This window comes from Candidatus Zixiibacteriota bacterium (assembly GCA_017999435.1).
Classification (GTDB): Bacteria; Zixibacteria; MSB-5A5; order GN15; family FEB-12; genus JAGNLV01.
Window position 1 is genome coordinate 98,825 of record JAGNLV010000002.1, and the last position, 21,625, is coordinate 120,449.

The 21,625-nt window shown below is 66.6% G+C and carries 14 protein-coding genes; 11 read left to right on the plus strand and 3 right to left on the minus strand.

What is annotated here, in order from left to right:
- Nucleotides 1-7: 7 nt before the first annotated feature.
- The gene (locus KA261_05925; protein MBP7697329.1) at nt 8-1,177 is read right to left on the minus strand and encodes an NAD(P) transhydrogenase subunit alpha; all 1,170 of its coding nucleotides are present in this window, start codon (nt 1,175-1,177) and stop codon (nt 8-10) included.
- Between the two features lie 33 nt (nt 1,178-1,210).
- Nucleotides 1,211-2,020, minus strand: a complete 810-nt coding sequence (locus tag KA261_05930) for a hypothetical protein (GenBank protein MBP7697330.1) — start codon at nt 2,018-2,020, stop codon at nt 1,211-1,213.
- Nucleotides 2,021-2,633: 613 nt separating this feature from the next.
- On the opposite strand from KA261_05930, the gene KA261_05935 reads away from it, so the two are divergent.
- From KA261_05935 to KA261_05980, 10 genes are all read left to right on the plus strand, one after another.
- Complete coding sequence (locus KA261_05935) at nt 2,634-3,311, plus strand: PorT family protein (protein MBP7697331.1); 678 nt, start codon at nt 2,634-2,636, stop codon at nt 3,309-3,311.
- A 248-nt stretch (nt 3,312-3,559) separates the two neighbouring features.
- Nucleotides 3,560-4,630 (plus strand): cytochrome-c peroxidase, encoded by a 1,071-nt coding sequence (locus KA261_05940; GenBank protein MBP7697332.1) that lies wholly within the window; start codon nt 3,560-3,562, stop codon nt 4,628-4,630.
- 11 nt (nt 4,631-4,641) lie between these two features.
- On the plus strand, nt 4,642-5,910 hold the full coding sequence (locus KA261_05945) for a hypothetical protein (GenBank protein ID MBP7697333.1): 1,269 nt from the start codon (nt 4,642-4,644) through the stop codon (nt 5,908-5,910).
- Nucleotides 5,911-6,283: 373 nt separating this feature from the next.
- Nucleotides 6,284-7,246, plus strand: coding sequence for a glycoside hydrolase family 130 protein (locus KA261_05950; GenBank protein MBP7697334.1), 963 nt, complete (start codon nt 6,284-6,286; stop codon nt 7,244-7,246).
- The gene (locus KA261_05955; protein ID MBP7697335.1) at nt 7,236-8,408 is read left to right on the plus strand and encodes a carbohydrate-binding family 9-like protein; all 1,173 of its coding nucleotides are present in this window, start codon (nt 7,236-7,238) and stop codon (nt 8,406-8,408) included. Before KA261_05950 ends, KA261_05955 begins: the two co-directional genes overlap by 11 nt.
- A gap of 15 nt (nt 8,409-8,423) precedes the next feature.
- Nucleotides 8,424-10,367 (plus strand): sodium:solute symporter, encoded by a 1,944-nt coding sequence (locus KA261_05960; protein ID MBP7697336.1) that lies wholly within the window; start codon nt 8,424-8,426, stop codon nt 10,365-10,367.
- Between the two features lie 19 nt (nt 10,368-10,386).
- A complete protein-coding gene (locus KA261_05965) occupies nt 10,387-13,476 on the plus strand; it encodes an alpha-mannosidase (protein MBP7697337.1) in 3,090 nt (1,029 codons plus the stop codon).
- Entirely contained in the window at nt 13,460-14,512 is a 1,053-nt protein-coding gene (locus tag KA261_05970; protein ID MBP7697338.1) for a hypothetical protein, read from the plus strand. The genes KA261_05965 and KA261_05970 overlap by 17 nt, the downstream gene beginning before the upstream one ends.
- Nucleotides 14,509-16,023 carry a beta-N-acetylhexosaminidase gene (locus KA261_05975; protein MBP7697339.1) on the plus strand — a complete coding sequence of 505 codons (1,515 nt, stop codon included), beginning with the start codon at nt 14,509-14,511 and terminating at the stop codon, nt 16,021-16,023. The genes KA261_05970 and KA261_05975 overlap by 4 nt, the downstream gene beginning before the upstream one ends.
- 236 nt (nt 16,024-16,259) lie before the next feature.
- Complete coding sequence (locus KA261_05980) at nt 16,260-18,212, plus strand: OPT/YSL family transporter (GenBank protein ID MBP7697340.1); 1,953 nt, start codon at nt 16,260-16,262, stop codon at nt 18,210-18,212.
- Nucleotides 18,213-18,293: 81 nt separating this feature from the next.
- Here the strand turns inward: KA261_05980 and KA261_05985 are convergent, their stop codons facing one another.
- On the minus strand, nt 18,294-18,764 hold the full coding sequence (locus KA261_05985) for a pyridoxamine 5'-phosphate oxidase family protein (GenBank protein MBP7697341.1): 471 nt from the start codon (nt 18,762-18,764) through the stop codon (nt 18,294-18,296).
- A gap of 217 nt (nt 18,765-18,981) precedes the next feature.
- On the opposite strand from KA261_05985, the gene KA261_05990 reads away from it, so the two are divergent.
- On the plus strand, nt 18,982-21,603 hold the full coding sequence (locus KA261_05990; protein ID MBP7697342.1) for a carboxypeptidase regulatory-like domain-containing protein: 2,622 nt from the start codon (nt 18,982-18,984) through the stop codon (nt 21,601-21,603).
- The last annotated feature ends 22 nt before the right edge of the window (nt 21,604-21,625 follow it).

Genomic DNA, 21,625 nt, shown 5'->3' on the forward strand with positions numbered 1-21,625 from the left:
CGGCGGTTCAGACGGTCACGCGCTCGCCCATGGCCTCCAGGGCGGGTTCGTAGACGATCCGACCGTCGGTTGTGACCAGCGACGCGCGCACGATTTCGTCCTCGAAATCCGGCGTCCCCGGTCCGTTCTTGAACAGGTTCTCGATGTAGTAGTACATGTTGTTCGCATAGAGCCAGGATGACTGCATGGGCATGCGGCCGGGGAGGTTCTGAACGCCGCAGATCCGCACGCTGTGGGCCCAGACGTCCTGGCCGGGCTTGGTGAGGGCGCAGTTGCCGCCCTGGTCGATGGAGATATCGATGATGACCGAGCCGGGCCGCATGCGGGCGACGATCTCCTCAGTGATGATCGTGGGGGCCAGGGAGCCCGGCACGAGCGCGGAGAGGATGATGATGTCGGCCTGCGCGGCGATAGCGCCGATCGCGGCCTGCTCCTTGCGCAGCCATTCCTCCGGCAGCTGCCGGGCGTATCCGCCGGGCGCGATAGCCAGGTCAGCCGGCACGTCGAAACCCTCGACTTTGGCGCCGAGGCTGGCGGCTTCCTGGCGCGCGGACTCGCGGATATCCCAGGCTTTCACGACCGCGCCAAGGCGCTTGGCGGTCGCGATCGACTGGAGCCCGGCCACGCCGGCGCCGACGACGAGGACGGTGGCCGGCTTGATAGCCCCGATCGCGGTGCCGACCATGGGGAGAAACCGCGGAAGGTACTCGGCGGCGTCAAGCACGGCCCGGTAGCCGGCGACCGTGCTCATGGACGTCAGGGCGTCCATGCGCTGCGCGCGCGAGATGCGCGGGATGCCGTCCATCGTCAGGGAGGTGATCCTCCGCGCCGCCAGCTTGCGCACGATGTCGTGGCTGTCGGGAGAGGCCGGGTGGAGGAAGGTCACGAGCAGGGCGCGGGAGGGCATCATGTCGACTTCATGCTTCTCCCGGGCCTCGTTGAAGATCGGCTGTTTGACTTTCAGGATCAGGTCGGCCTGGCCGAAGAGTTCTTCGACATCGCGGACGATGGCGGCTCCGGCCTTCTCGTAGTCGCTGTCGGACACGAAGATGCCTTCGCCGGCCCCGGCTTCGACCGCCACCTCGAAGCCTTTCTGACGGAATTTCGCGACCGTTTCAGGTATGGCGGCCACACGCTTCTCGGCGTGGAGTATTTCTTTGGGGATTACGATACGCATGGTATCCTCCGGTAAACAGGTTTCATTTGTAGATCACGCACGTTGTTCGGCCATCGACGGCAGGTCGGCGGTCAGACCGAGGAGGGCATCGCGCAGCCGCCCGAGAGCGCTGCGGAACTCCTCGAGGTCGTCATAGCGCCATTCGCGCTGCCAGATTTTGTGCGCCGTTTCGTGGCCCGGGCTGCCGAGAACGGCGGCGCCGAGCTTCCACGGCGAAACGGTGAGACAGTAGCGGCTGTCGGCGGCCTGGGCCGGCAGCTGGGCGGACTCGGCGAGATGGCGCAGTCCGAGGTCAAGGGGCAGGCCGTTCGACGCGCGCAGGTGCCACTCCGGATTGGGTGTGCCCTCGGCCGGCTCGCCCTCGCACCAGTCGAGCGACACCAGCACGGCGGTGCCGTCGTTCCACACCGGCAGGACGCGGTGGGTCTCGATGCGGCGGTCGTCATTCATCAATGCGCCGGCCGCGGCGGCGATGGCGACGACGGGAAGGCGCGAGCCCGGGCCGGTGGCGCCGTTGCTGCGCCCCGACGGACCGGCGAGGTCTTCAAACTCCTGAAGCGCGGTCTCCTCCTGGTGCGTGTACACCGGGAACTTGATGATGTTGGGCAGTTCGCCGGAGGCGTCTTGGGGCTCTGGGGCCCGGGAGAACGACCCGGGAACGCTGTTCTTCACTCCATGCGCGGGAATCTCGACATAGACGGGGGCTCCGGTCCACACGGGAAAGGCGCACGGCGCCACTTCGGCGTAGTTCGCCTGCACGACCGTGTCGCCGGCTTTGATCAGCAGGTGGGTGGACGGGCCATGCTGGGCGAGAACCTTCGTCTCGACGTATCTGCGGTTCATGGCGACCTACCTCCATTGGGTTATGAGTCAGCGGCTGGTCTCTTCGCAACGGGCGGGTCGAAGTGAAGCCGGTTCGGCGCCGCTTGTCCGCCCAACCGGCCGGCGCGCTGCCGTCAGCGTCGGCCCTTTCGACCCGTTTGTTTTCTCTGTTGAGAAATAACGGCAGACAAGAAATTGCGACAATCGGGCGCCGCCGGAATGTGGGGGTTGCCAAATCGGAGTCGGAGCGGTCATAAAGGCGAGCCGCGCGGGAACAGAATCCTGAGCCGACGCAACGATTCCGGCCACGATTTCCATCGCGCGGGCGAACGCCTGCTTCGCCAAAAGGAGCGGTGGAGCTCAGGGAATTCCTGAGCCGGCGGGCCGGAAATCGCAGCCGTCCCCGTCATCATACGTCAGCCGAGACGATCGTTGTGACCGAGGTCCGCGCTCGGCGGCGGATATCGCGGCGGCGGCCGTGGTGCGGCGATTTCGGGCGCTATCCGTAAGGGTTTTTTCACCGCGATCATCATGGCGGGAGGCCGCTTTTATCTTGGCGGGGCGATCAGCCCCCCGCCATATTGCCGCCACAAAATGACGGCGTTATCAACGACCGGCGTGATGAGGAGGTCCTATGAAGCAGCTAATCCTGATGGCGGGAGCACTATTGATGCTGGGCATCGCCGCCAGCGCGCAGGAGTCGCCTGCCGGGGTGACCGGCAAGGGTGTCAAACTCGGTCTCGACTTTTCCCGAATCAACACCGAGTACGATGAACTGGATGATTTTCTGGACAGCCGGGTGGGTTTCACGGCCGGTGCGTTTCTGACCTACCGTGTCAGCCGCCAATTCGCGGTGCAGCCGGAGATCCTGTACGTCGCCAAGGGAGCGGAGAAGGATTTCTTCTTCTACACGCCCGAATGGGCTACGGAATACCTGGAAATCCCGGTGCTGCTGAAGTTCGACCTCATGCCTGCGGGGCCGGCTCATCCAAACCTCTTCGCCGGGCCGGCGCTGGATTTCCTCCTTGGTTCGGAGTTCCGGGTCAGCGACTATCGAATCGACCTCTCCGATTACACCCAGTCGGTGGACGTGGGGCTCGTCTTCGGCGGCGGCATCGACTACGGGTACTTCACTTTCGACGCGCGGTACACGGTGGGATTGATCGGCATGGTCGATGGCTTCGATGATTTCGCCGCCGCGGTCAACGAGGCGACGGGAGCGGAACCGGGCGACAGTTACTATCTCGACGGCGACCTCTCGGTGAAGATCACGAACACGAACCTATCGTTCATGGTCGGGGTGAGGTTCTGAGACGGCGCCGGCGGGCGGGGCGGAGGCGGGCGAGCCGGGGAGACGCCGGCTCGGATGCGGCCGCGGCTGTCACATTCTGACGCGAGTCCCCGGCCCGGCCGGTCCGGCGCCCGATATCGATGCCGCACTCCAAGACTGCTGTTGACGGTGCATTGGGAGCGGCGGATATTGGCCCACGGAAAATCACGAAGCGGTCGGATGATTCTTCGCGCCAGGGCCCACAGCGCCCTGGGAAAGGAGGCGATGACATGAGATTCGGTGCTGCTTTACTTCTGGCGGCGGCGGCCCTGTTCGGCCCGGGGCCGGCGGCCGCCGACGACGCCGGTGTTCCGCTCACGGCTGTCAGCGCCCACTCATTGGGCCCTGAGCGCTTGGGGAATCTGCCGCCGGTCATCGTGCCGGTCGACAACCCCCAGACCGACACGAAAGTCCTGCTGGGCAAACAGCTCTATTTCGACACCCGCCTGTCCAAGGACAACACGATCAGTTGTGCGACGTGCCACAATCCGGCCATGGGTTGGTCGGACGCGGGGCCGACGAGTGCGGGGATCAACAGCCAGCGCGGCGGACGACGTGCGCCGCCGGTCTCGAACGCGGCCTACAGCCCGCTGCAGTTCTGGGACGGCCGGGCGCCGTCGCTCGAAGAGCAGGCGAAAGGGCCGATCGCGAACCCGATCGAAATGGGCAACACCCACGACGCGATGCTCCGGACGGTCGACGGCTTCCCGGAGTACGTGGAAGAGTTCAAGCGGGTTTTCGGGGAGGTCCCGATCACGCTCGACCTGGTCGCCCAGGCGATTGCCGCCTATGAGCGAACGATTGTGACCACCGACTCGCCGTTCGATCGCTTCGTGCGCGGCGATCAGTCGGCCCTCACCCGGCAGGAGAAGCAGGGGCTGGAGATATTCAACGGCAAGGGGCACTGCACGCTGTGCCACTGGGGGGGGTATTTCTCCGACGGCCGGTTCCATAATCTCGGGGTCGCCCCGGCTCCCGGCGCCGCCTACGACGAGGGCCGCCAGGCGGTCACGAAAGACCCCGCCGACGCGGCGAAGTTCAAGACGCCGACGGTGCGGGACGCCGCGAAACGCCCACCCTACATGCACAACGGGACCGAGAAGACGCTGCACGACGTCGTGACGCTGTACAACCGCGGCGGGGGAACGGACGATGCGAATCTCGACCCCCTCATGCTCCCGCTGGGGCTGTCGCGCGCGGAGATCGACGCCCTGGTGGCTTTCATGGAGCGCGCCATGGTCAGCAGCAACCCCTCGGTGGCGAACGAACAGCCGGTCGCGCCGGAGAAAATGCCCAAGTGAAGGAGGTTATCATGAGCAGAATGATGAGACGCGGCGCGCTCGCGATCGGTATCCTCCTGATGGTACCTCAGGTGAGCCAGGGGGTGCCGGCATTCGCGCGGAAGTACGGTTTCAACTGCAATATGTGCCACACGGGGTTCACCAAGCTCAACGATTTCGGCCAGCTCTACCGGAACAGCGGCTACCAGATTCCGGGACAGGAGGGGTTGGAGAGAACGGTGTTTGAGACGGCGCCGCCGCTGGCGGTGCGCACCAGTGTCGGCCTGTTCGCCAGCCACCGGCCCAATGCCAACACCGCCGGGTTCGCCATCCACGGACTGGATGTGTTCTCGGCCGGAGTGCTCCACAAGAACATCTCGTACCTCATCGTCTATACGCCGCGGATCGACGAACCGGCGGCCGACTACACCGGGCCGGCCGACGGGTCCGCTCCCAGCCAGCTCGGGGGGCTCGAATCGGCCAACCTGGTTTTCAGCAATCTGGTGCCGGATGCCGTCAACGTGCGGGTCGGACGGTTCGAGCCCGCCTACCATCCGTTCAGCAGCAAGCGGTCGTACTACCTGCTCCAGCCGTACGAGATTTACGCGTTCACCACGCCGTCGAACGGCTTCGTGTTCGACGACAACCAGTTGGGAGTGGAGGTGACCGGGCACTTCCGCCGCGGGTTGTTCTATGCCCTCGGGGTGGTCAACGGCAGCGGGGCCAACCCCGACAACAGCCGCGCGAAAGACGTGTATGTGCGGGCCTCGCAGGTGTTCGGGCGCGGCGAAGGACAGAACGCCGGCCAGCGAATCGGTCTGTTCGGGTATTTCGGGTGGTGTCCGACCATCACGGGCGATCCCTCTCCCGATGCGGCCGGGCAGGGGAATGGCCGGGCGCATGCGCAGTTCCACCGCATCGGCGCCGACCTCAGCCTGAACTGGCAGACGTTCAACCTGCACGGCATGTTCCTGCAGGGATCCGATGACCAGGCCATTAACCTCCCCGCTGTGCCCGCCGACACCGCGGATTACGACTTCACCGGCGGTTTCGTACAGCTCGACTACGCCGGGCTGATGAACAACCGGCTGGTCGGATCGGCCGCCTACAACTGGGTCACCCCTCCCGACTTCGACGAGGAATGCACCATTAGCGCGTTCTCCCTCCTGGTGCGTTATTACCTCGGCGACTGGACGGCCGTCAACGTGGCGCTGCACGCCGAATACACCCATCGCGAAGAAGGCAAGGCCGATAAGATCAAGACTGACCAACTCGGGTTGTTGGTCGATGTCGGCCTGTAAGCCGGTCTGGCGATATCGGGTTCGCCGACGAGCGGGAGCACACCTCCCGCTCGTCGCATTTTGGCGTACGAATGCGGCGAACGACCCGGGGCGCCGCCGATCGCTGCCCCAACTGATAAGACCTCGGTTGCCCTGGGGTTCTTCGGATACGCAGGGGAACTGCGGCCGACCGCCGGGATTTCCCGCTTCAGCCCGTAAGTGTTTGCCCCGCACCGCACATTTCTTCGACACACGCATCCGGCGCTCTCCGGGCTTTCCTCCGAGCGAATGCAGCTTCCGGCCGCCCGGTCCGCACCCCCGGCGCAGGAAACCTCTTGTCCCCCGAGACTCATTCACCTATCCTTGGGGAAAAGGTCTGCAACGACACGACTCGATGAAGCGCTACTCCGGGAACCCGCTGATCAGCCGCACTGATATTCCCTGCATCAAACCGTCGCTGGTGGATGTGTCGTCGGTGTTCAATCCCGGCGCGGTGCGGTGGCGCGGCCAGGTGGTGCTGATCCTCCGGGTCCAGAACCGGGGCCGCGAGACTTTCCTCCTGACGGCGTTCAGCGACAACGGCATTCAGTTCCGGATCGACCGCCGCCCGATCACCTTCTCCGGCCTCGAGCGCTTCCCGCACCGCCTCCACCATATCTACGACCCGCGGCTGACCCGGATCGGCGACGTGTGTTATGTCACGCTGGCGATGGATACCGATGCCGGCTGCCGGGTCGGCCTGGCCCGGACCACGGATTTTCGCGCGTTCGAATTCCTCGGCGAGATCCTGCATGATGAGGCGCGCAACGCGGTGATCTTCCCGGAGCGGATCGGCGGGGCGTACGCGATGCTGTATCGGCCGAACCGGACGCGGCTGGAGGGCGGGGTGGCCAGCGGCGATGCGATCGAGTGGGCGGTGTCGGAGAATCTGCAGGACTGGTCGCCCCGCGGGCCGGTGATGGCCGGGCGGCCGCACTACTGGGACGAGTTGATCGGGTCGGGGCCGCCCCCGCTCCGGACCCGCCACGGCTGGCTCCACGTGTACCACGGGGTGGCCACCCACTTCGCGGCGAGCAACATCTACCAGGCCGGGGTCGTACTGCTGGCCGCCGACCACCCCGGCCGGGTGATCGCGCGCAGCCGCGCCAATATCCTGGAACCGCGGGAACTCTACGAGCTGACCGGCCAGGTGCCGAACGTGGTCTTTCCGACCGGGCTGATCCCGGCCCGCGACGGCGGCGACGGCGCGGTCGAGGACGACGCCGAGCTCCTGCTCTACTACGGGGCGGCCGACACGTGCGTGGGACTGGCGACCGCGACTGTCGGCGAGTTGCTCGAGGCGTGCGATGAAGTGTGATCGGTGCGAAGGCGTCCCGGCGGCCCGGATCGCCCTGTTTGTGCTGCTGCTGGCCGTCGTCTCCGGATGCCGACCGGAGCCGGGGCGAGGGGCCTCGGCCGGATCGTCGGGCGACACTCTGCCGGTCCCGGCGATCCCCTACGCACCGCGCGGCTACGTGTGCTGCCGGACGGCCGAGGGCCTCACGGTCGACGGCCGCCTGGAGGAGGCCGCGTGGCGGCAGGCCCGGTGGACCGAGCTGTTCACGGATATCGAGGGGGACCGGAAACCGGCTCCGCGTTTCCGCACGCGCGCCAAAATGCTGTGGGACTCAACCTGCTTCTACATCGGGGCCGAACTGGCCGAGCCGCACGTGTGGGCGACCCTCACCCGGCGCGACGCGGTCATCTACCACGACAATGATTTCGAGGTGTTCATCGATCCCGACGCGGACACGCACGAGTACTACGAACTCGAGGTGAACGCGCTCAACACCGTGTGGGACCTGCTCCTGCTGAAGCCCTACCGGGACGGGGGACCGGCGGTCAACGCCTGGGACATCGCGGGTTTGCAGACGGCGGTGGCGGTGGAGGGGACGCTCAACGATCCGTCGGACGTCGACTCGGGGTGGCGGGTGGAGATCGCCATTCCCTGGGCGGTCCTGGCGGAGTGCGCGCACCGGCCGAGCCCGCCGCGCGAGGGGGACCGGTGGAAAGTCAATTTCTCCCGCGTCGAATGGCAGGTAGAGGCGCGCGACGGCGTGTATGCGAAGGTGACCGATCCGGCGACCGGCCGGCCGCTGCCGGAGGACAACTGGGTCTGGTCGCCGCAGGGACTGATCGCGATGCACTACCCGGAGATGTGGGGGCTGGTGCAGTTTTCGGCGGCGCCGCCCGGGTCGCCCGAGGCGGCCCTGGTCGCCGACCCGGCGGATTCCGCCCGCTGGGCGCTCCGCCAGGTGTACTACGCCGAGCGCAACTACCAGGCCGCGCACGGCCGCTTCACCGCGGCCCACTCGGATCTCGCGCTCGAGACCGCCGCACCGCGCGGTTTCACCTGGCCGCCGGCGCTCCGGGCAACGGAAGATCGTTTTGAAGCGGAGGTTGTCCGCCGCGACGGCGGCGGGGCGCTCCGGATTACAGAAGACGGCCGCACGGCGCCGACCGGGCAGGCGGGCGGCTAGGCAAGGCGGACACCCATGAATCTCAGCCTTCTCGACTGGGCCATCGTCATCGTGTCGCTCGGGCTCATGATCGCCTCGGTGGAGGGCGGGCGGCGGGTGATGCGGAGCGTGGCCGATTTCCTCTCGGCCGGGCGCTCCGCCGGGCGGTATGTCCTGTGCGTGGCCAGCGGCGCCGCCGGCATCGGCGCAATCACGGTCGTCGGCAACCTCGAGATGAACCTCATCGCCGGCTTCTCGCTCACCTGGTGGGGGATGACGACGGCGCTCGTGGTACTCTTGATCACCGTGTCGGGATGGGTGATCTACCGGTTTCGCGAGACGCGCTCGCTGACTCTGGCGCAGTATTTCGAGGCCCGCTACAGCCGGGAGTTCCGCATCTTCACCGGCTTCATCGCCTTCCTCTCCGGCATCGTCAATTTCGGAATCTTCCCGGCCGTCGAAGCCCGGTTCTTCATCTACTTCTGCGGTCTGCCGGAATCGGTCTCCCTGCTCGGGTTCGAGGTCCCCCTCTTCCCGCTCATGATGCTCTTCCTGCTGGGCGTCTCGCTCTACTTCGTCCTCGGCGGCGGACAAGTATCGGTCATCTACGCCGACTTCTTCCAGGGCGTGCTCGTCTACGGCGTGTTCATCGCCCTCGTTGTGTACTTCTTCGTCTCGTTCGACTGGGGGCACATCGAGCAGGCGCTGGCGGCGGCGCCGCGGGATGCCTCGCTGATCAACCCGTTCAAGACGAGCCAGGTGGAAGATTTCAATTTCTGGTACTTCCTCGTGGGCATCATCGGCGTGATCTACGGGACGATGTCGTGGCAGGGGACGCAGGCCTACAATTCGTCGGCCCGGAGCGCGCACGAGGCGAAGATGGCAAGCGTGCTCTCGTCGCTGCGCAACCTTCCGATGTCGATCATGTTCCTGTTCGTGCCGATCGTCGCCTACACGGTTCTCAACCACCCCGATTTTGCGTCGATTGCAGCGGCGGTGTCCGACACCCTGTCGGGGATCGAGGGCAAGGCGGTGCAGAGCCAGGTGAAAGTGCCGCTCGTGCTCACCCACCTGCTGCCGCGCGGGCTGATCGGGGCTTTCGCCGCCATGATGCTCGCGGCGAGCATCAGCACGCTCGACGCCTACATGCACTCGTGGGGGAGCATCATCGTGCAGGACGTCATCATGCCCCTGCGGAAAAAGCCGTTCGCGCCGGCACAGCATCTCCGCGTGCTGCGCTGGGCGATTGTCGCGGTCGGCGCGTTCGCCTTCTTCTTCAGCCTCATCTTCACGCAGGCCGAGTACATCTTCCTGTTCTTTGCCATCACCGGCGCCATCTTCGCCGGCGGCTCGGGGGCGGTCATTATCGGCGGGCTGTACTGGAAGCGGGGGACGGCGGCAGCCGCCTGGGCCGCCATGATTACCGGCTCCGGGATCGCCGTAGCCGGGATCATCATCCACCAGATCATCCCCGATTTCTTCATCAACGGCCAGTGGTTCTGGGGGATCAGCATGCTGGGCGCCTCGCTCGTCTACATCGCGGTCTCGCTTCTGAACCGCCGCGAACCGTTCAACATCGACCGGCTGCTCCACCGCGGGCGATACGCGATCCAGGGAGAACGCACGGTCGTCAACGCGACCCCCGCCCGGGGGTGGAAGATGCTCGGGATGGGACGGGAGTTCACGCGCGGCGACAAGATCATCTACATCCTCAACTACGTCTGGACCGGCGCGTGGCTGCTCGTGTTTATCGTCGGCACAATCTACAATCTGACCCATGAGGTGAGCGACGGCGCCTGGCTGTCGTTCTGGCGCACCTACCTCGCCATCCACGTGGCGGTCTCGTCGGCCATCATCATCTGGTTTGTGATCGGCGGTTTCCGGGACCTCCGGCGAATGAACCGCCGCCTGAAGGTGGCCGACCGCGACCATCGCGACGACGGGTTCGTGTCCGAATCGGGGCCGGCCCCCCGCACGTAAAGCCGAACGGAGACAGACAGTGAACACGAAAGACACGCTCATCGCGATCCGAAGGCTCGAGCAGTTCTATCGCCGGGCCGTGGGGGGAATCCTCCGCGAGCCGGCGGCGCTCGCGGCGACCTGTGCGCGCTCGGCCGAGCCGGTGCCGTTCGCGCAGAGACACGGGCTCGCCTGCGAGCCGGTGGCGGTCGGAGATGTCTGGGGCCGGAACTGGGAGAGCGGCTGGTTTCATCTGGTCGGCCGCGTGCCGGAGACGTACCGCGGGCGGACAGTCGTGGCGCACATCGACCTGGGCGGCGAGGGATTGGTGTACCGGCCCGACGGCCGGATGCTCCAGGGGATCACGAACGGCTCGGTGTTCGACTCCGAATTTGGGCGGGATGTTGTCCGCCTCTTCGATCCCTGCGCGGGCGGGGAACCGGTCGAGCTCTGGGTGGAGGCGGCCGCCAACGGCCTGTTTGGCATGTTCTGCGATCTCGACCCCGGCCCGGACGCGGCCAACCGCGACGGCCGGTACGACGCGCGCGTCAACACCCTCCGCCTCGCCGTCTTCGACACCGAGCTGTGGCACCTCACGCTCGACCTGCGCGTGCTCCTCGGGCTGGTGAGGAGCCTTCCGGAGAGGAGCGTGCGCCGTGCGCGAATCGTCCGCGCGGCGGTCGACGGGCTGAATGCGTATGCGACGAGCGGCGAAAGCGCCCGGGCATTCCGGGAGATACTCGCGCGCGAACTGAAAAAACCGGCCGCGGCCTCGAGCCTGGCGGTGACCGCGGTCGGGCACGCCCACATCGACACGGCGTGGCTCTGGCCGGTGCGTGAGACCATCCGCAAGTGCGCCCGGACCTTCGCCACCCAACTGGACCTGCTCGCGCGGTACCCCGACTACGTGTTCGGCGCCTCCCAGCCGCAGCACTATGCCTTCGTCAAAGAACACTACCCCGAGCTGTACGCACAGGTCAGGGCGGCGGTGAAAGCCGGCCGCTGGGAGCCGCAGGGGGGAATGTGGGTGGAGGCGGACTGCAACGTGACCGGAGGCGAATCCCTCGTGCGGCAGATCCTCCACGGCAAGAACTTCTTCCGCGACGAATTCGGCGTCGAGGTCGACAACCTCTGGCTGCCCGACGTCTTCGGATACTCGGCGGCCCTGCCGCAACTGCTCCGCAAGAGCGGCATCGACTACTTCCTCACCCAGAAGCTGTCGTGGAACCAGACGAATGAATTTCCCCACCACACGTTCCGGTGGCAGGGGATCGACGGCAGCGAGGTGCTGACCCATTTCCCGCCGGAAAACACGTACAACAGCCAACTGCACCCCGAATCGCTCGCCGCGGCCGAGGAGCGTTTCCGGGAAAACGACTATCTCGACGAATTCCTCTGTCTCTTTGGCGTCGGCGACGGCGGGGGCGGCCCGAAAGAGGAGCACATCGAAATGGGCCGGCGGCAGGCCGATCTGGAGGGAGCACCGCGCGTGCGGTTTGGCCCCGCCCGCGAGTTTTTCCGCCGCCTCGCCGCCGAACGGGACCGGCTGCCGACCTGGACGGGAGAGCTGTACCTGGAACTCCACCGCGGGACCTTGACGACGCAGGCGTATGCCAAGTGGGCCAATCGCCGCCTGGAGCACAAGCTCCGGGCGCTGGAGATGCTCGCGGCCAAGCTCCCGCTCGACCGCTACCCGCAGCAGGAGCTGGACGCGGTCTGGAAGACGGTGCTCCTCAACCAATTCCACGACATCATCCCCGGCTCCAGCATCGGCCGCGTCTACCGGGTGGCGCACACGGAGTACCGGGAGGCCCTCGCCGGGTGCGAACGGCTGGCCGCCGCGGTGGCCGCGGAGCTGTATCCGGCCGACGGGAACTGCCTCACTCTGGTCAATACCCTGCACTATCCCTACGAGGGGGCGGTCACACTCCCGGCGGGCTGGGCGGGCTGCGAAATCGATGGCGGCGGGCCGACGCCTCCGTGCCAGCGGGAACCGGACGGCGTGGCGGTGCACGTGAGCATTCCTCCGTACGCTGCGCTGACGCTCCGCCGGACGGCAGAAACAACAGCCCCGGCGGCGCCGCCCGGCCAGAGTCTGGTGCTGGAAAATGACCTGGTGCGGTACGAGTTGGCGGAGAGCGGTGCGCTGCTGCGCTGTTTCGACAAGGCGCTCGGCCTCGAACTGGTGGTCCCCGAGGCGCCGGGGAATATTCTCACACTGTACGAGGATCGGCCGAACGACTGGGACGCCTGGGATATCGATGCCTTCTATCGCGAGACGCCGCTGGCCACGGCGCGGGCGGCCGCGGCCGAACCGCTGCCGGCCGGGGACGTGCGCCGGGGGGTTCGCTTCCGCTACCGGATCGGCCGGTCGCACATTGTGCAGACGGTGCGGCTGGGGCGGATGTCGCGGCGGCTCGATTTCGAAACGGCGGTCGACTGGCGCGAGAAGCACCGGATGCTTCGCGTGGCGTTCCCGGTCACGGTCCGCTCGGACTACGCCGCGTTCGACATCCAGTACGGCTATCTCCGGCGCGCCACCCACCGCAACACCTCGTGGGAGCAGGCCCGGTTTGAAGTCGTGGGGCACCGCTACGCCGATCTGTCCGACCGCGACCACGGGGTGGCGCTCCTCAACGACTGCAAGTACGGCTACCGGGTCGAGAACGGCCTGTTGGATCTCAACCTGCTGCGCGCCCCCAATTACCCCGATCCGGACGCCGACCAGGGGGAACACCGGTTCACCTACAGCCTCCTCCCTCACCCCGGTGATCTGGCCGCCTCCGAGGTCATGGCCGAGGCGGCGCGGCTGAACCAGGGGCTTCTGGCGGCGAAGGGCGTGCGCGCGACGAACACCCGCCTCCCGGTGCGGCTCTCCGGCGAGGGCGTGGTCCTGGAGACAGTAAAGAAAGCGGAGAAGGACGCCGGCCTGATTCTCCGCGTGGCGGAGACCCACGGCCGACACTCGACCGGGCGGCTGGAGATTGACTTCCCGAATTTCACTCTCGAAGAAACCGATTTGATGGAGCGGGCGGTCGGCCGACGGCTTGAGGCGGCGCCGGCGGCGGTGCTCCGGATGGCGCCGTTTGAGATACGCACTTTGAGGTTAACCTATGACACAGCGCAATAGACGACCAACGGCGAGCAAGACGGAGCTATTCACCGTGGGGGTACTCGCCGCGCTGGCGCTTTTGAACCCGGGGGCGGGCGCTCCGCGCGCCTTCGAAACGGCGGATGCCCGGACCATCGTCGTCTTCCGAGACCACACGATTCATTTCGCGCCCGACGACTCTGCGAAGTACGAGAGCGGCGGCGTGACCGTCCGGGACAAGGGGCGCGTGATCGCCGCCCGGGTCGAGCTCCCTCCGTTCGCCGGCCCGGTACGGATCACCGGGCGCCTCGCCCTCAGGCCGATCCCGAAAGACGAGCTCGAGATGTACGACCGCTGGGACCGCGCCGGAAATGTGCGGCTGGAGGTCGCCGGCGGCCCGGATGTGGAACTGATCAAGTTCGTGACTGCCCATGGGGGGCCGACCGAATTCGAGGTCGACCTGTCTCCCCTGGCGCCGCTGCTGGCCGGCCCCCGCGTGATCAAGGGATTCGTCGACACGTGGGTCACACCGGGTTGGCGCATGGATTTTTCGCTGACCTACGCGCCGGATTCACAGGCGCTCAACGCCGACTGGGCGGCCGGGCTGCTCTACGAGGAGGCGTTCACGCGCGACGATCCGGGAGCGGCCGGGAGAGCAGCGGTGATCGAAGTGCCCGAGGGGATGGAGCGCGTGCTCTTGCACTACTATGTCAGCGGCCACTGCACCGACGGCACCGATGCCGACGAATTCGTCAGCAAGGACAACGTCATCTCGGTCGACGGCGCGGTGGTGTATCGCTACCCGCCGTGGCGGGATGACTGCCGCCGTTTCCGGGCGATCAACCCGTACTGCCGCCGCTGGACCGACGGTTCCTGGTCGTGCGATTACAGCCGCAGCGGCTGGTGCCCGGGAGACCGGGCGGCGCCTCTCGAGCTGGATCTGACCGACCACCTCACCGCCGGCCGCCACACGCTCCGATTCGTCATCGAGGACATTCGCCCGAAGGACGAGCGGGGCAATTACGGCTACTGGCGGGTCTCCGGGCAGCTCCTGGGCTGGAGACAGCCGCGGTGACTTTCCCGATACACGTAATCCCGCGCCCGGCCGAGATTCTCCCGACCGGCGGCGGGGTGCGGCTGAGAGCGCCGATCCCGGTCCATTTCGCACCGAACGATGCGCGGATCAGCCGGGTCATTGCCGTCGGCAGCGACGCCTGGCCGGGAGGCGAGGCCCTGTGGCGGCCGGTGGAGGCGGACCAGATGAAGGCAGACCCACCCGGAATTCATCTGCTCATGGAGCAAGGGCCGGAGCCGGTCGCCGAGTCATATCGGCTGCTGGTCGGCGAACGCGGAGTCCGGGTCAACGCCGCCTCGCCGTCCGGTCTCTTCTACGGCCTGCAGACGCTGCGGCAGCTTCTCTGGCCGGCGGAGACGGGGGAACGGGAAATCGTGCTGCCGGGGATGGAAATCCGCGACGCCCCCCGGTTCGGCTGGCGGGGGATGCACCTGGATGTGAGCCGCCACTTCTTCCCGCCCGCGTTCATCAAGAGGTACATCGACCTGCTCGCCTTCCACAAGCTCAACATTTTCCACTGGCATCTGACGGACGACCAGGGGTGGCGGATCGAAATCGGGCGCTACCCGCGGCTGACCGAAATCGGGGCCTGGCGGACGGAGCCGGATGGGCGGCGCTACGGCGGGTTCTACACGCAGGCTGAAATCCGGGAGATCGTCCGCTACGCGGCCGCGCGGCAGGTGACCGTGGTGCCGGAGATCGAACTGCCCGGGCATGCCACGGCGGCCCTGGCGGCCTACCCGGAGTATTCGTGCACCGGCGGGCCGTTCCAGGTATCGAACCAGTGGGGCGTGTTCGATGATGTCTACTGCGCGGGCAACGACGCCGCCTTCACATTTTTGGAGGACGTTCTCAGCGAGGTCGCGGATCTGTTCCCCTCCCCCTACCTGCACATCGGAGGAGACGAATGCCCGAAGGCACGCTGGCAGAGTCACGATCTCTGCCGGCGGCGAAAAGACGCTCTCGGGCTGGCCGATGAAGATGCGCTCCAGGCCTACTTCGTCGGCCGGGTCGCCCGGTTCCTGCGGGCACAGGGGAAGCGGGTGGTGGGCTGGGATGAGATTCTCGATGGCGGGGCGCCCGAAGGGGCGGTGATCATGGCCTGGCAGAATGTCGCCAAAGGAAGCGCCGCGGCGCGCGCGGGACACGACGTCGTCATGTGCCCGATGTCGAACTGCTACTTCGACCACTACCAGGGAACCTCCAGCGAACCGCAAGCGATCGGCGGCTTCACGCCGCTGGAGGCGGTGCACGCGTTCGAACCGACGCCGCCCGATCTCCCTCCCGACCTGCTCCGCCGGGTGCTTGGCGCCCAGGGAAATGTCTGGACCGAGTACATGGCGACCGAGAACCAGGTCGAGTACATGGCCTTCCCCCGCCTGTGCGCGCTGGCGGAGGTGCTCTGGACGCCGCCGGCCGCCCGCACGTTTCCGGATTTCCTCATGCGGCTCCGCAGTCACCTTCGCCGGTTGGACACCTGGGGCGTCAACTACCGCCCGCTGGACGATTAGCATACAAAACCAATACCGTCTGCGTTAGGTTGAGACTGCTCGCCGCGGCTGCCGCCGAGCCGGCGCGTTGCCGGTCGGATGACCTGCGGCCTCCGCTGCCTGGGCGGTTTGCGGTCCGAGCGGAACGCCGCGCCGGAGACGACGCGGGCGGCAGAATCGCGTTGCCTTGGCTCGAAAGATGGTGTAAGTTGACGGCTATCGTTCCAGGCCGACTAACTCGCAAGGAGAACAAGGGTATGTCGATGGACCAGCAGCCAAAGCGTTCCTCGGAGCTTGGCGGGGCGGATGCATCGCGCGACGCCTACGAGAACTATGAGCTCCCGATTGAAGGGTTCAAGGGGACGGCGGAAGAGATTGAGCGCCAGTGGTACGAGCGATGTTATGTCGGCCGCGGCGACGCGATCAAGCAGTTGACGTGGCGGGCGGTGATTATGGGTTCGGTGCTGGGGGCGGTGCTCTCCCTGACCAACATCTACATCGGCCTCAAAGCCGGCTGGGGGTTCGGGGTGGCGATTACCGCCTGCATTCTCTCCTACGCCATCTGGACCACCTTCTACAAGCTGAAGCTGGCGCGGACGCAGATGACGATTCTGGAGAACAACTGCATGCAGTCGACGGCCAGCGCGGCGGGCTACTCGACCGGGGGGACGCTGGTGTCGGCCTTCGCCGCGTACATCCTGATCCACAACGAGACGCTGTCGTTTTCGCTCATGATTCTCTGGGTGTTCTTCATCGCCGTTCTGGGGGTTACGATGGCGGTGCCGATGAAACGGCAGATGATCAATGTCGAGCAGTTGCGGTTCCCGAGCGGGATTGCGGCGGCCGAGACGCTGCGGGCGCTCCACGCCACCGGCCAGAAAGGGATGCGGGCGGCCCGCGCCCTGGGCATCGCCGGGCTGCTGGCGATCGTCAGCGCCTTTCTCACCGACGGACTTCGGCTGATCAGCGCCCGCCTGGAATCGCTCCAGATCTCGGCGCTCGTGGGGCGGTTCAGCTCGGCGACGCTGGGCGAGACGTGGATCGGTCGGACGGTGACCTTCACCTGGGATCCGATCTTCATCGCCGCCGGGATGTTCGTGGGGATGCGGGTGGCGGCCAGCATGCTCATCGGGTCGATCACGTGCTGGATGATTTTCGTGCCGTGGCTGCAGGGGAACGTCACCGAGGCGGCCGGTTTGACCGGCTTCCGCGACCTGGTCCAGTGGTCGCTGTGGGCCGGCACCGCCTGCATGGTCACTTCCGGGATTTTGTCGGTCCTGTTCGAATGGCGCGCGGCCCTGCGGGCGTTCCGCGGGCTCGGGGGGATGCTCGCGAAACGGAGCGGGCAGGCGCTCGATGCGGTCGCGGCGATCGAGACCCCCGGCTCGTGGTTCCTGATCGGGCAGGCGGTCGCGCTGGTGGCGCTCGCCCTGCTGGCGCACAAGACGTTCGGGATGCCCTACTGGCAGAGCTTCATCGCGGTATTGCTGAGTTTCGCTCTCGCGCTGGTAGCCTGCCGCGTGACCGGTGAGACGGACACCACCCCGGTCGGGGCCATGGGCAAGATCACCCAGTTGACCTTCGGCGCGCTCTCGCCGGGCAACATGGATGTGAACCTCATGTCGGCGAACATCACCGCCGGCGCCGCCACCTCGTCCGCCGACCTGCTCACCGACCTGAAGAGCGGATACCTCCTCGGGGCCCACCCGCGCAGACAGTTCCTCGCCCAGTTTGCCGGAATCTTCATCGGCACGCTCGTGACCGTGGCGGCGTTCCGAATGCTCGTCCCCAACGCCGGCGTGCTCGGCACCGACCAGTTCCCCGCGCCGGCCGCCCAGACCTGGCGGGGGGTGGCCGAGGCCATGGCGAAAGGGCTGAGCACGATGCACCCGGTCAAAATCTGGTGCATCGTAATCGGCGGCCTCGTCGGGATCATCCTGCCCATCCTCTCCCGCGTGTTCCCGAAACACCAGAAGTGGATTCCCTCGGCCGCGGGCGTCGGCCTGGCCTGGGTCTTCCAATGGTTCTACGGCCTGCTCTTCTTCCTCGGCGCGGTGATCGGCTGGGCCTGGCAGAAGAAGAACGCGAAGAACTGCGAGGAGTATTTGTTCCCGGTGGCCTCCGGCGTGGTGGCCGGCGGTGCGCTCATGGGCGTCGTCCTGGTGTTCTGGGAGAACGGCGCCGAGATCATCAAACAGATTTTTAGCTGATAATCACCAGGCAAGACCCCGCCCGGCAGCCGCTGTCCGGGCGGGGCTTTTTTTTACCCGGCGGTGCCCGGGGAGAACGTGCTACCCCCCAGCGTCCGCTGGCTCCCACGCCATCAGATCATCGAAAGAACTCACGAAGTGATACCGCGCGATGCGCACGGCAAACAGCGCCGTGGCCGGCGATGACCGGAACCGCTCGAGGTAGGGGTGCCGCTGCAGAAGCAGCCGGCGCCACGGCGGCGACTCGGCCGGGGGGAGCTCGGACGCCTGGCCGGTGGCGGTCACGGCTTCGACTTTCATGAAGTCCTCGGGATGGCGATTCAGGTCGTTGACCAACACCGCAACCCGGGGGCCGGCGCACAGGTAGCGGTACTTGGTCGTGCCCCTGGGGGTGGCGAACACGAGGTAGCGCAGATCATCGGAACAGGCGAATGCCACCATCGAACCGTACGGCTGGCCATCTCCCCGCGTGCAGAGGACTCCGTAGAACTGGTCGGCCAGAAGGCGGCGGATGCGGTGCTCCGCGGGCGGGCGGTGGTCGGCGTATTCCATAGTCCCGGCGGAAATAATAGGGGTGCGGCCCCAAAACGCAACCGCTCGCGGCGGGGATTTCCGGCGGGCCCTGAGGCGCGTCGGCGGGGACCGCTCAACAGCGCGCGATTCGTCCATTATTCCTTGACAGAGTGCGGGAAGTTGTTATATTGCCGCCAGATAGGCCGCCATGCGTTTGGGACTGGGCTGTGCCCGGGAGGCCTCAGAGGAGGCCGCCATGTTTCGCTACTCCCGCCTGTGGGTGTTCCCCGCAGTGCTCTTCAGCGCGGTGCTGTTTCTCTATTGCGGCAACGACGACACGGTCACCGAGCCCGAGCCGCCCCGGCCGGTGATCGTCACCGGGGCGATCGACCTTCCCCCCGAATCGCCGCTGGCGCCGGAAGATCTGACCGTGCTCTGCGGCGGCGGTCAGGGCGCCGTCGACTCCTCCGGCCGCTTTACCGCGCCCGTGTGGGAGCATTCGGCGGCCGCGCTCCTGGCGGTCGATACCGACCACAACCCCGTGCTGATGGGAATCGTCACCGATCCGACAGCGAAGGGTCCCGTTCTCCTCGACGCCCGTTCGACGGCGCTGGCGCTTGTGTTTCTCAATCCGTTCGTGTGCATGGCAGACGCCGCTGAGGCCGACAGCATCCTCGACGCCCTCGAGGCCCAGGTGGCTTTCGCCGATTTCGCCGCCCTGATCGGCCGCAAGCTGGAGGCCGATGGGCTGGCGCTGACGGTGGACGATCCGGAGATCGACAGCCTGCTGACCGAAGTAGTGGCGGAGTATGTCAATTCGTTCGTCGCCGAGGGGGTCCGCTCCGCGTCCCTTGCGCCGACTCCGGCCGCGCCGACCAGCCCCTCCGAGGCGCCGCCGACTATTCAGCCGGATTACGAGCGCAGCGGCCACCGCCTCACCTGGCTCGGGGGAACCAGCTTCGAGATATCGAACAGCTTCGGGCGGTGGGCCTATTGCTGCACGCCGACCGACTCTTTCTATGTCTTCCCCAACGGCGACTTCCTCGACTGGGTGCGCAAGGGGCAGCCCTGGCCCCCCTCGCGCCGGCGGCTGACGCTGCCGGTGAGCGTGGCGGAGACCACTGTCGTCAACATCTACGGCTACGGCTGCCTCGGGGTCGCCGACAACCGCTGGGAGGATCTGACGCCGGCCGAGCAGCTCTGCGCCCACTACGGCGGGTTTGTGACGGTGACGCTGGAGTTGTGCTCGCACGTTCTCGGGACGGTGTGCAACACCGCCCGGGTGGCCGGGAAAGACGCCATCGCCGAGCGGATCAACGAGTCGATTCTCAAGCCGATTTTCACCGATGGCCGGGTTTACCAGCGGGTCGCCGCCTACATGGAGGCCAACGACCCCTGGGGCTGCTCATGGTTTCTGACCAAGGAAGTGATCAAGAAGATCGTCACCTCGCCGGGCTACCGGGAGGCGTTCTGCATCATCACCGGGATCACGCTCACCGACGGGATGATCAGCACGCTCGCGTCGTGGCTGGCAATCCCGGCCAAGGTGACGCTGACGTTCAACTCGATATCGTCGGCTTTCAAAACCGCCCTCGCGCTGAGTTCGGCCCGCTACAAGACGACGTTCAAAGTGTGGAAGGAGAACGCCGAGTTCGGCAACATCGAGGGGATGGTGGCGGACAAGACCCACGGGACGGGGATTGCCGGGGCGACGGTGACAATCGGCGGGGACGCCAACAACCCGATGAACCCGCCGCACGAACTGGCGACCGACGCGGACGGGCACTATCGATTCGAGAACATCGGGGTCGGCGAGCGCACCGTCACGGCGGCGAAGGCGGGGTACCGCACGGCCTCGGTGGGAGTGACGGTGGTCAAGAATTCAACCGTCACCGCCGACCTCGAGCTCGAGCGCACCGGCGCCGCTGTCGCCGGCTACGTGCGCAACGACATCCTCATCCACCACAGCCAGCCCTCGACCCTGTTCCGCGACGACGTGAACATCCACTGCCGGCAGACCGGCGGCGACCAGGACACCTACGACACTTGGGCGCTGGAGGGGACGCTGAGTTTCAGCCTCACGCAGGGGACGTGGTGGGTGGTGGCGCGCCACGACGACTACGATCCGGATTCGGTGCTGGTCACGGTGCCCGCCGACGGTTCCGTGTCGTTGCCGCGCGATCTGATCCTCAAACCGCATCCGACGATGACGGGCCGCATCTACATCAACACCGACAACACCGGCGGCTACGAGATCGATTTTATCCCGCTGTTCGGCCAAATCGGGATGAGCGCACCGGCGCCCTATGAGTACGAGTGTCCGCTCGGCGGGAGTCCCGCCGACGTTATGTCGGCAGCCGCCGTGAGGGGCACCTCGGAGAGCGATTACGACGCGGTTGAGTTTGCGATCCGCCTGGAAGCCGTCCCCGAAGCGGGAGCCTACCGCATCGGCGGCATCGATGCCTACGGCTGCAGCGGGCTGAGCGCGGCGGCCGCCGCCGCGTTCGTCACCACCCGGGCCAGGTGCACGATCCCCGAATCGGCCTCGTACCCGATGTCGTACACCTTCCTCGATGACCCCGAATCGAGGGGCTGCAACTGCTCGATCGTTCAGCCGGGCGACATCTACCTGACCGAGTGGAGCACGGAGTTGGGCGAGGTGGTCGCCGGCGGGTTCAATATCGACCTGGCCGGATGGAACACCTGCGAGTGCGCCGGCAGCGACACCGACAGCGACGGCATCATCGACACGTGGGAGGTGGACTGCTCGCAGGCGCGGATCCAGCTCGATTTCCGCCTGCCGGTCGGATCGGACTACTTGGTCACGTTCCGACCGCTTGGGGCCCGGCAAATCGCGCTGCCGCCCGCCCGCGACTAGTGGGCCGGGCGACCCCGCACCG

Bases quoted from the DNA above. Each gene is read 5' to 3' on its own strand.
- KA261_05925 (MBP7697329.1), bottom strand. From the start codon at position 1,177: ATGCGTATCGTAATCCCCAAAGAAATACTCCACGCCGAGAAGCGTGTG.
- KA261_05930 (MBP7697330.1), bottom strand. From the start codon at position 2,020: ATGAACCGCAGATACGTCGAGACGAAGGTTCTCGCCCAGCATGGCCCG.
- KA261_05935 (MBP7697331.1), top strand. From the start codon at position 2,634: ATGAAGCAGCTAATCCTGATGGCGGGAGCACTATTGATGCTGGGCATC.
- KA261_05940 (MBP7697332.1), top strand. From the start codon at position 3,560: ATGAGATTCGGTGCTGCTTTACTTCTGGCGGCGGCGGCCCTGTTCGGC.
- KA261_05945 (MBP7697333.1), top strand. From the start codon at position 4,642: ATGAGCAGAATGATGAGACGCGGCGCGCTCGCGATCGGTATCCTCCTG.
- KA261_05950 (MBP7697334.1), top strand. From the start codon at position 6,284: ATGAAGCGCTACTCCGGGAACCCGCTGATCAGCCGCACTGATATTCCC.
- KA261_05955 (MBP7697335.1), top strand. From the start codon at position 7,236: ATGAAGTGTGATCGGTGCGAAGGCGTCCCGGCGGCCCGGATCGCCCTG.
- KA261_05960 (MBP7697336.1), top strand. From the start codon at position 8,424: ATGAATCTCAGCCTTCTCGACTGGGCCATCGTCATCGTGTCGCTCGGG.
- KA261_05970 (MBP7697338.1), top strand. From the start codon at position 13,460: ATGACACAGCGCAATAGACGACCAACGGCGAGCAAGACGGAGCTATTC.
- KA261_05980 (MBP7697340.1), top strand. From the start codon at position 16,260: ATGTCGATGGACCAGCAGCCAAAGCGTTCCTCGGAGCTTGGCGGGGCG.
- KA261_05985 (MBP7697341.1), bottom strand. From the start codon at position 18,764: ATGGAATACGCCGACCACCGCCCGCCCGCGGAGCACCGCATCCGCCGC.
- KA261_05990 (MBP7697342.1), top strand. From the start codon at position 18,982: ATGTTTCGCTACTCCCGCCTGTGGGTGTTCCCCGCAGTGCTCTTCAGC.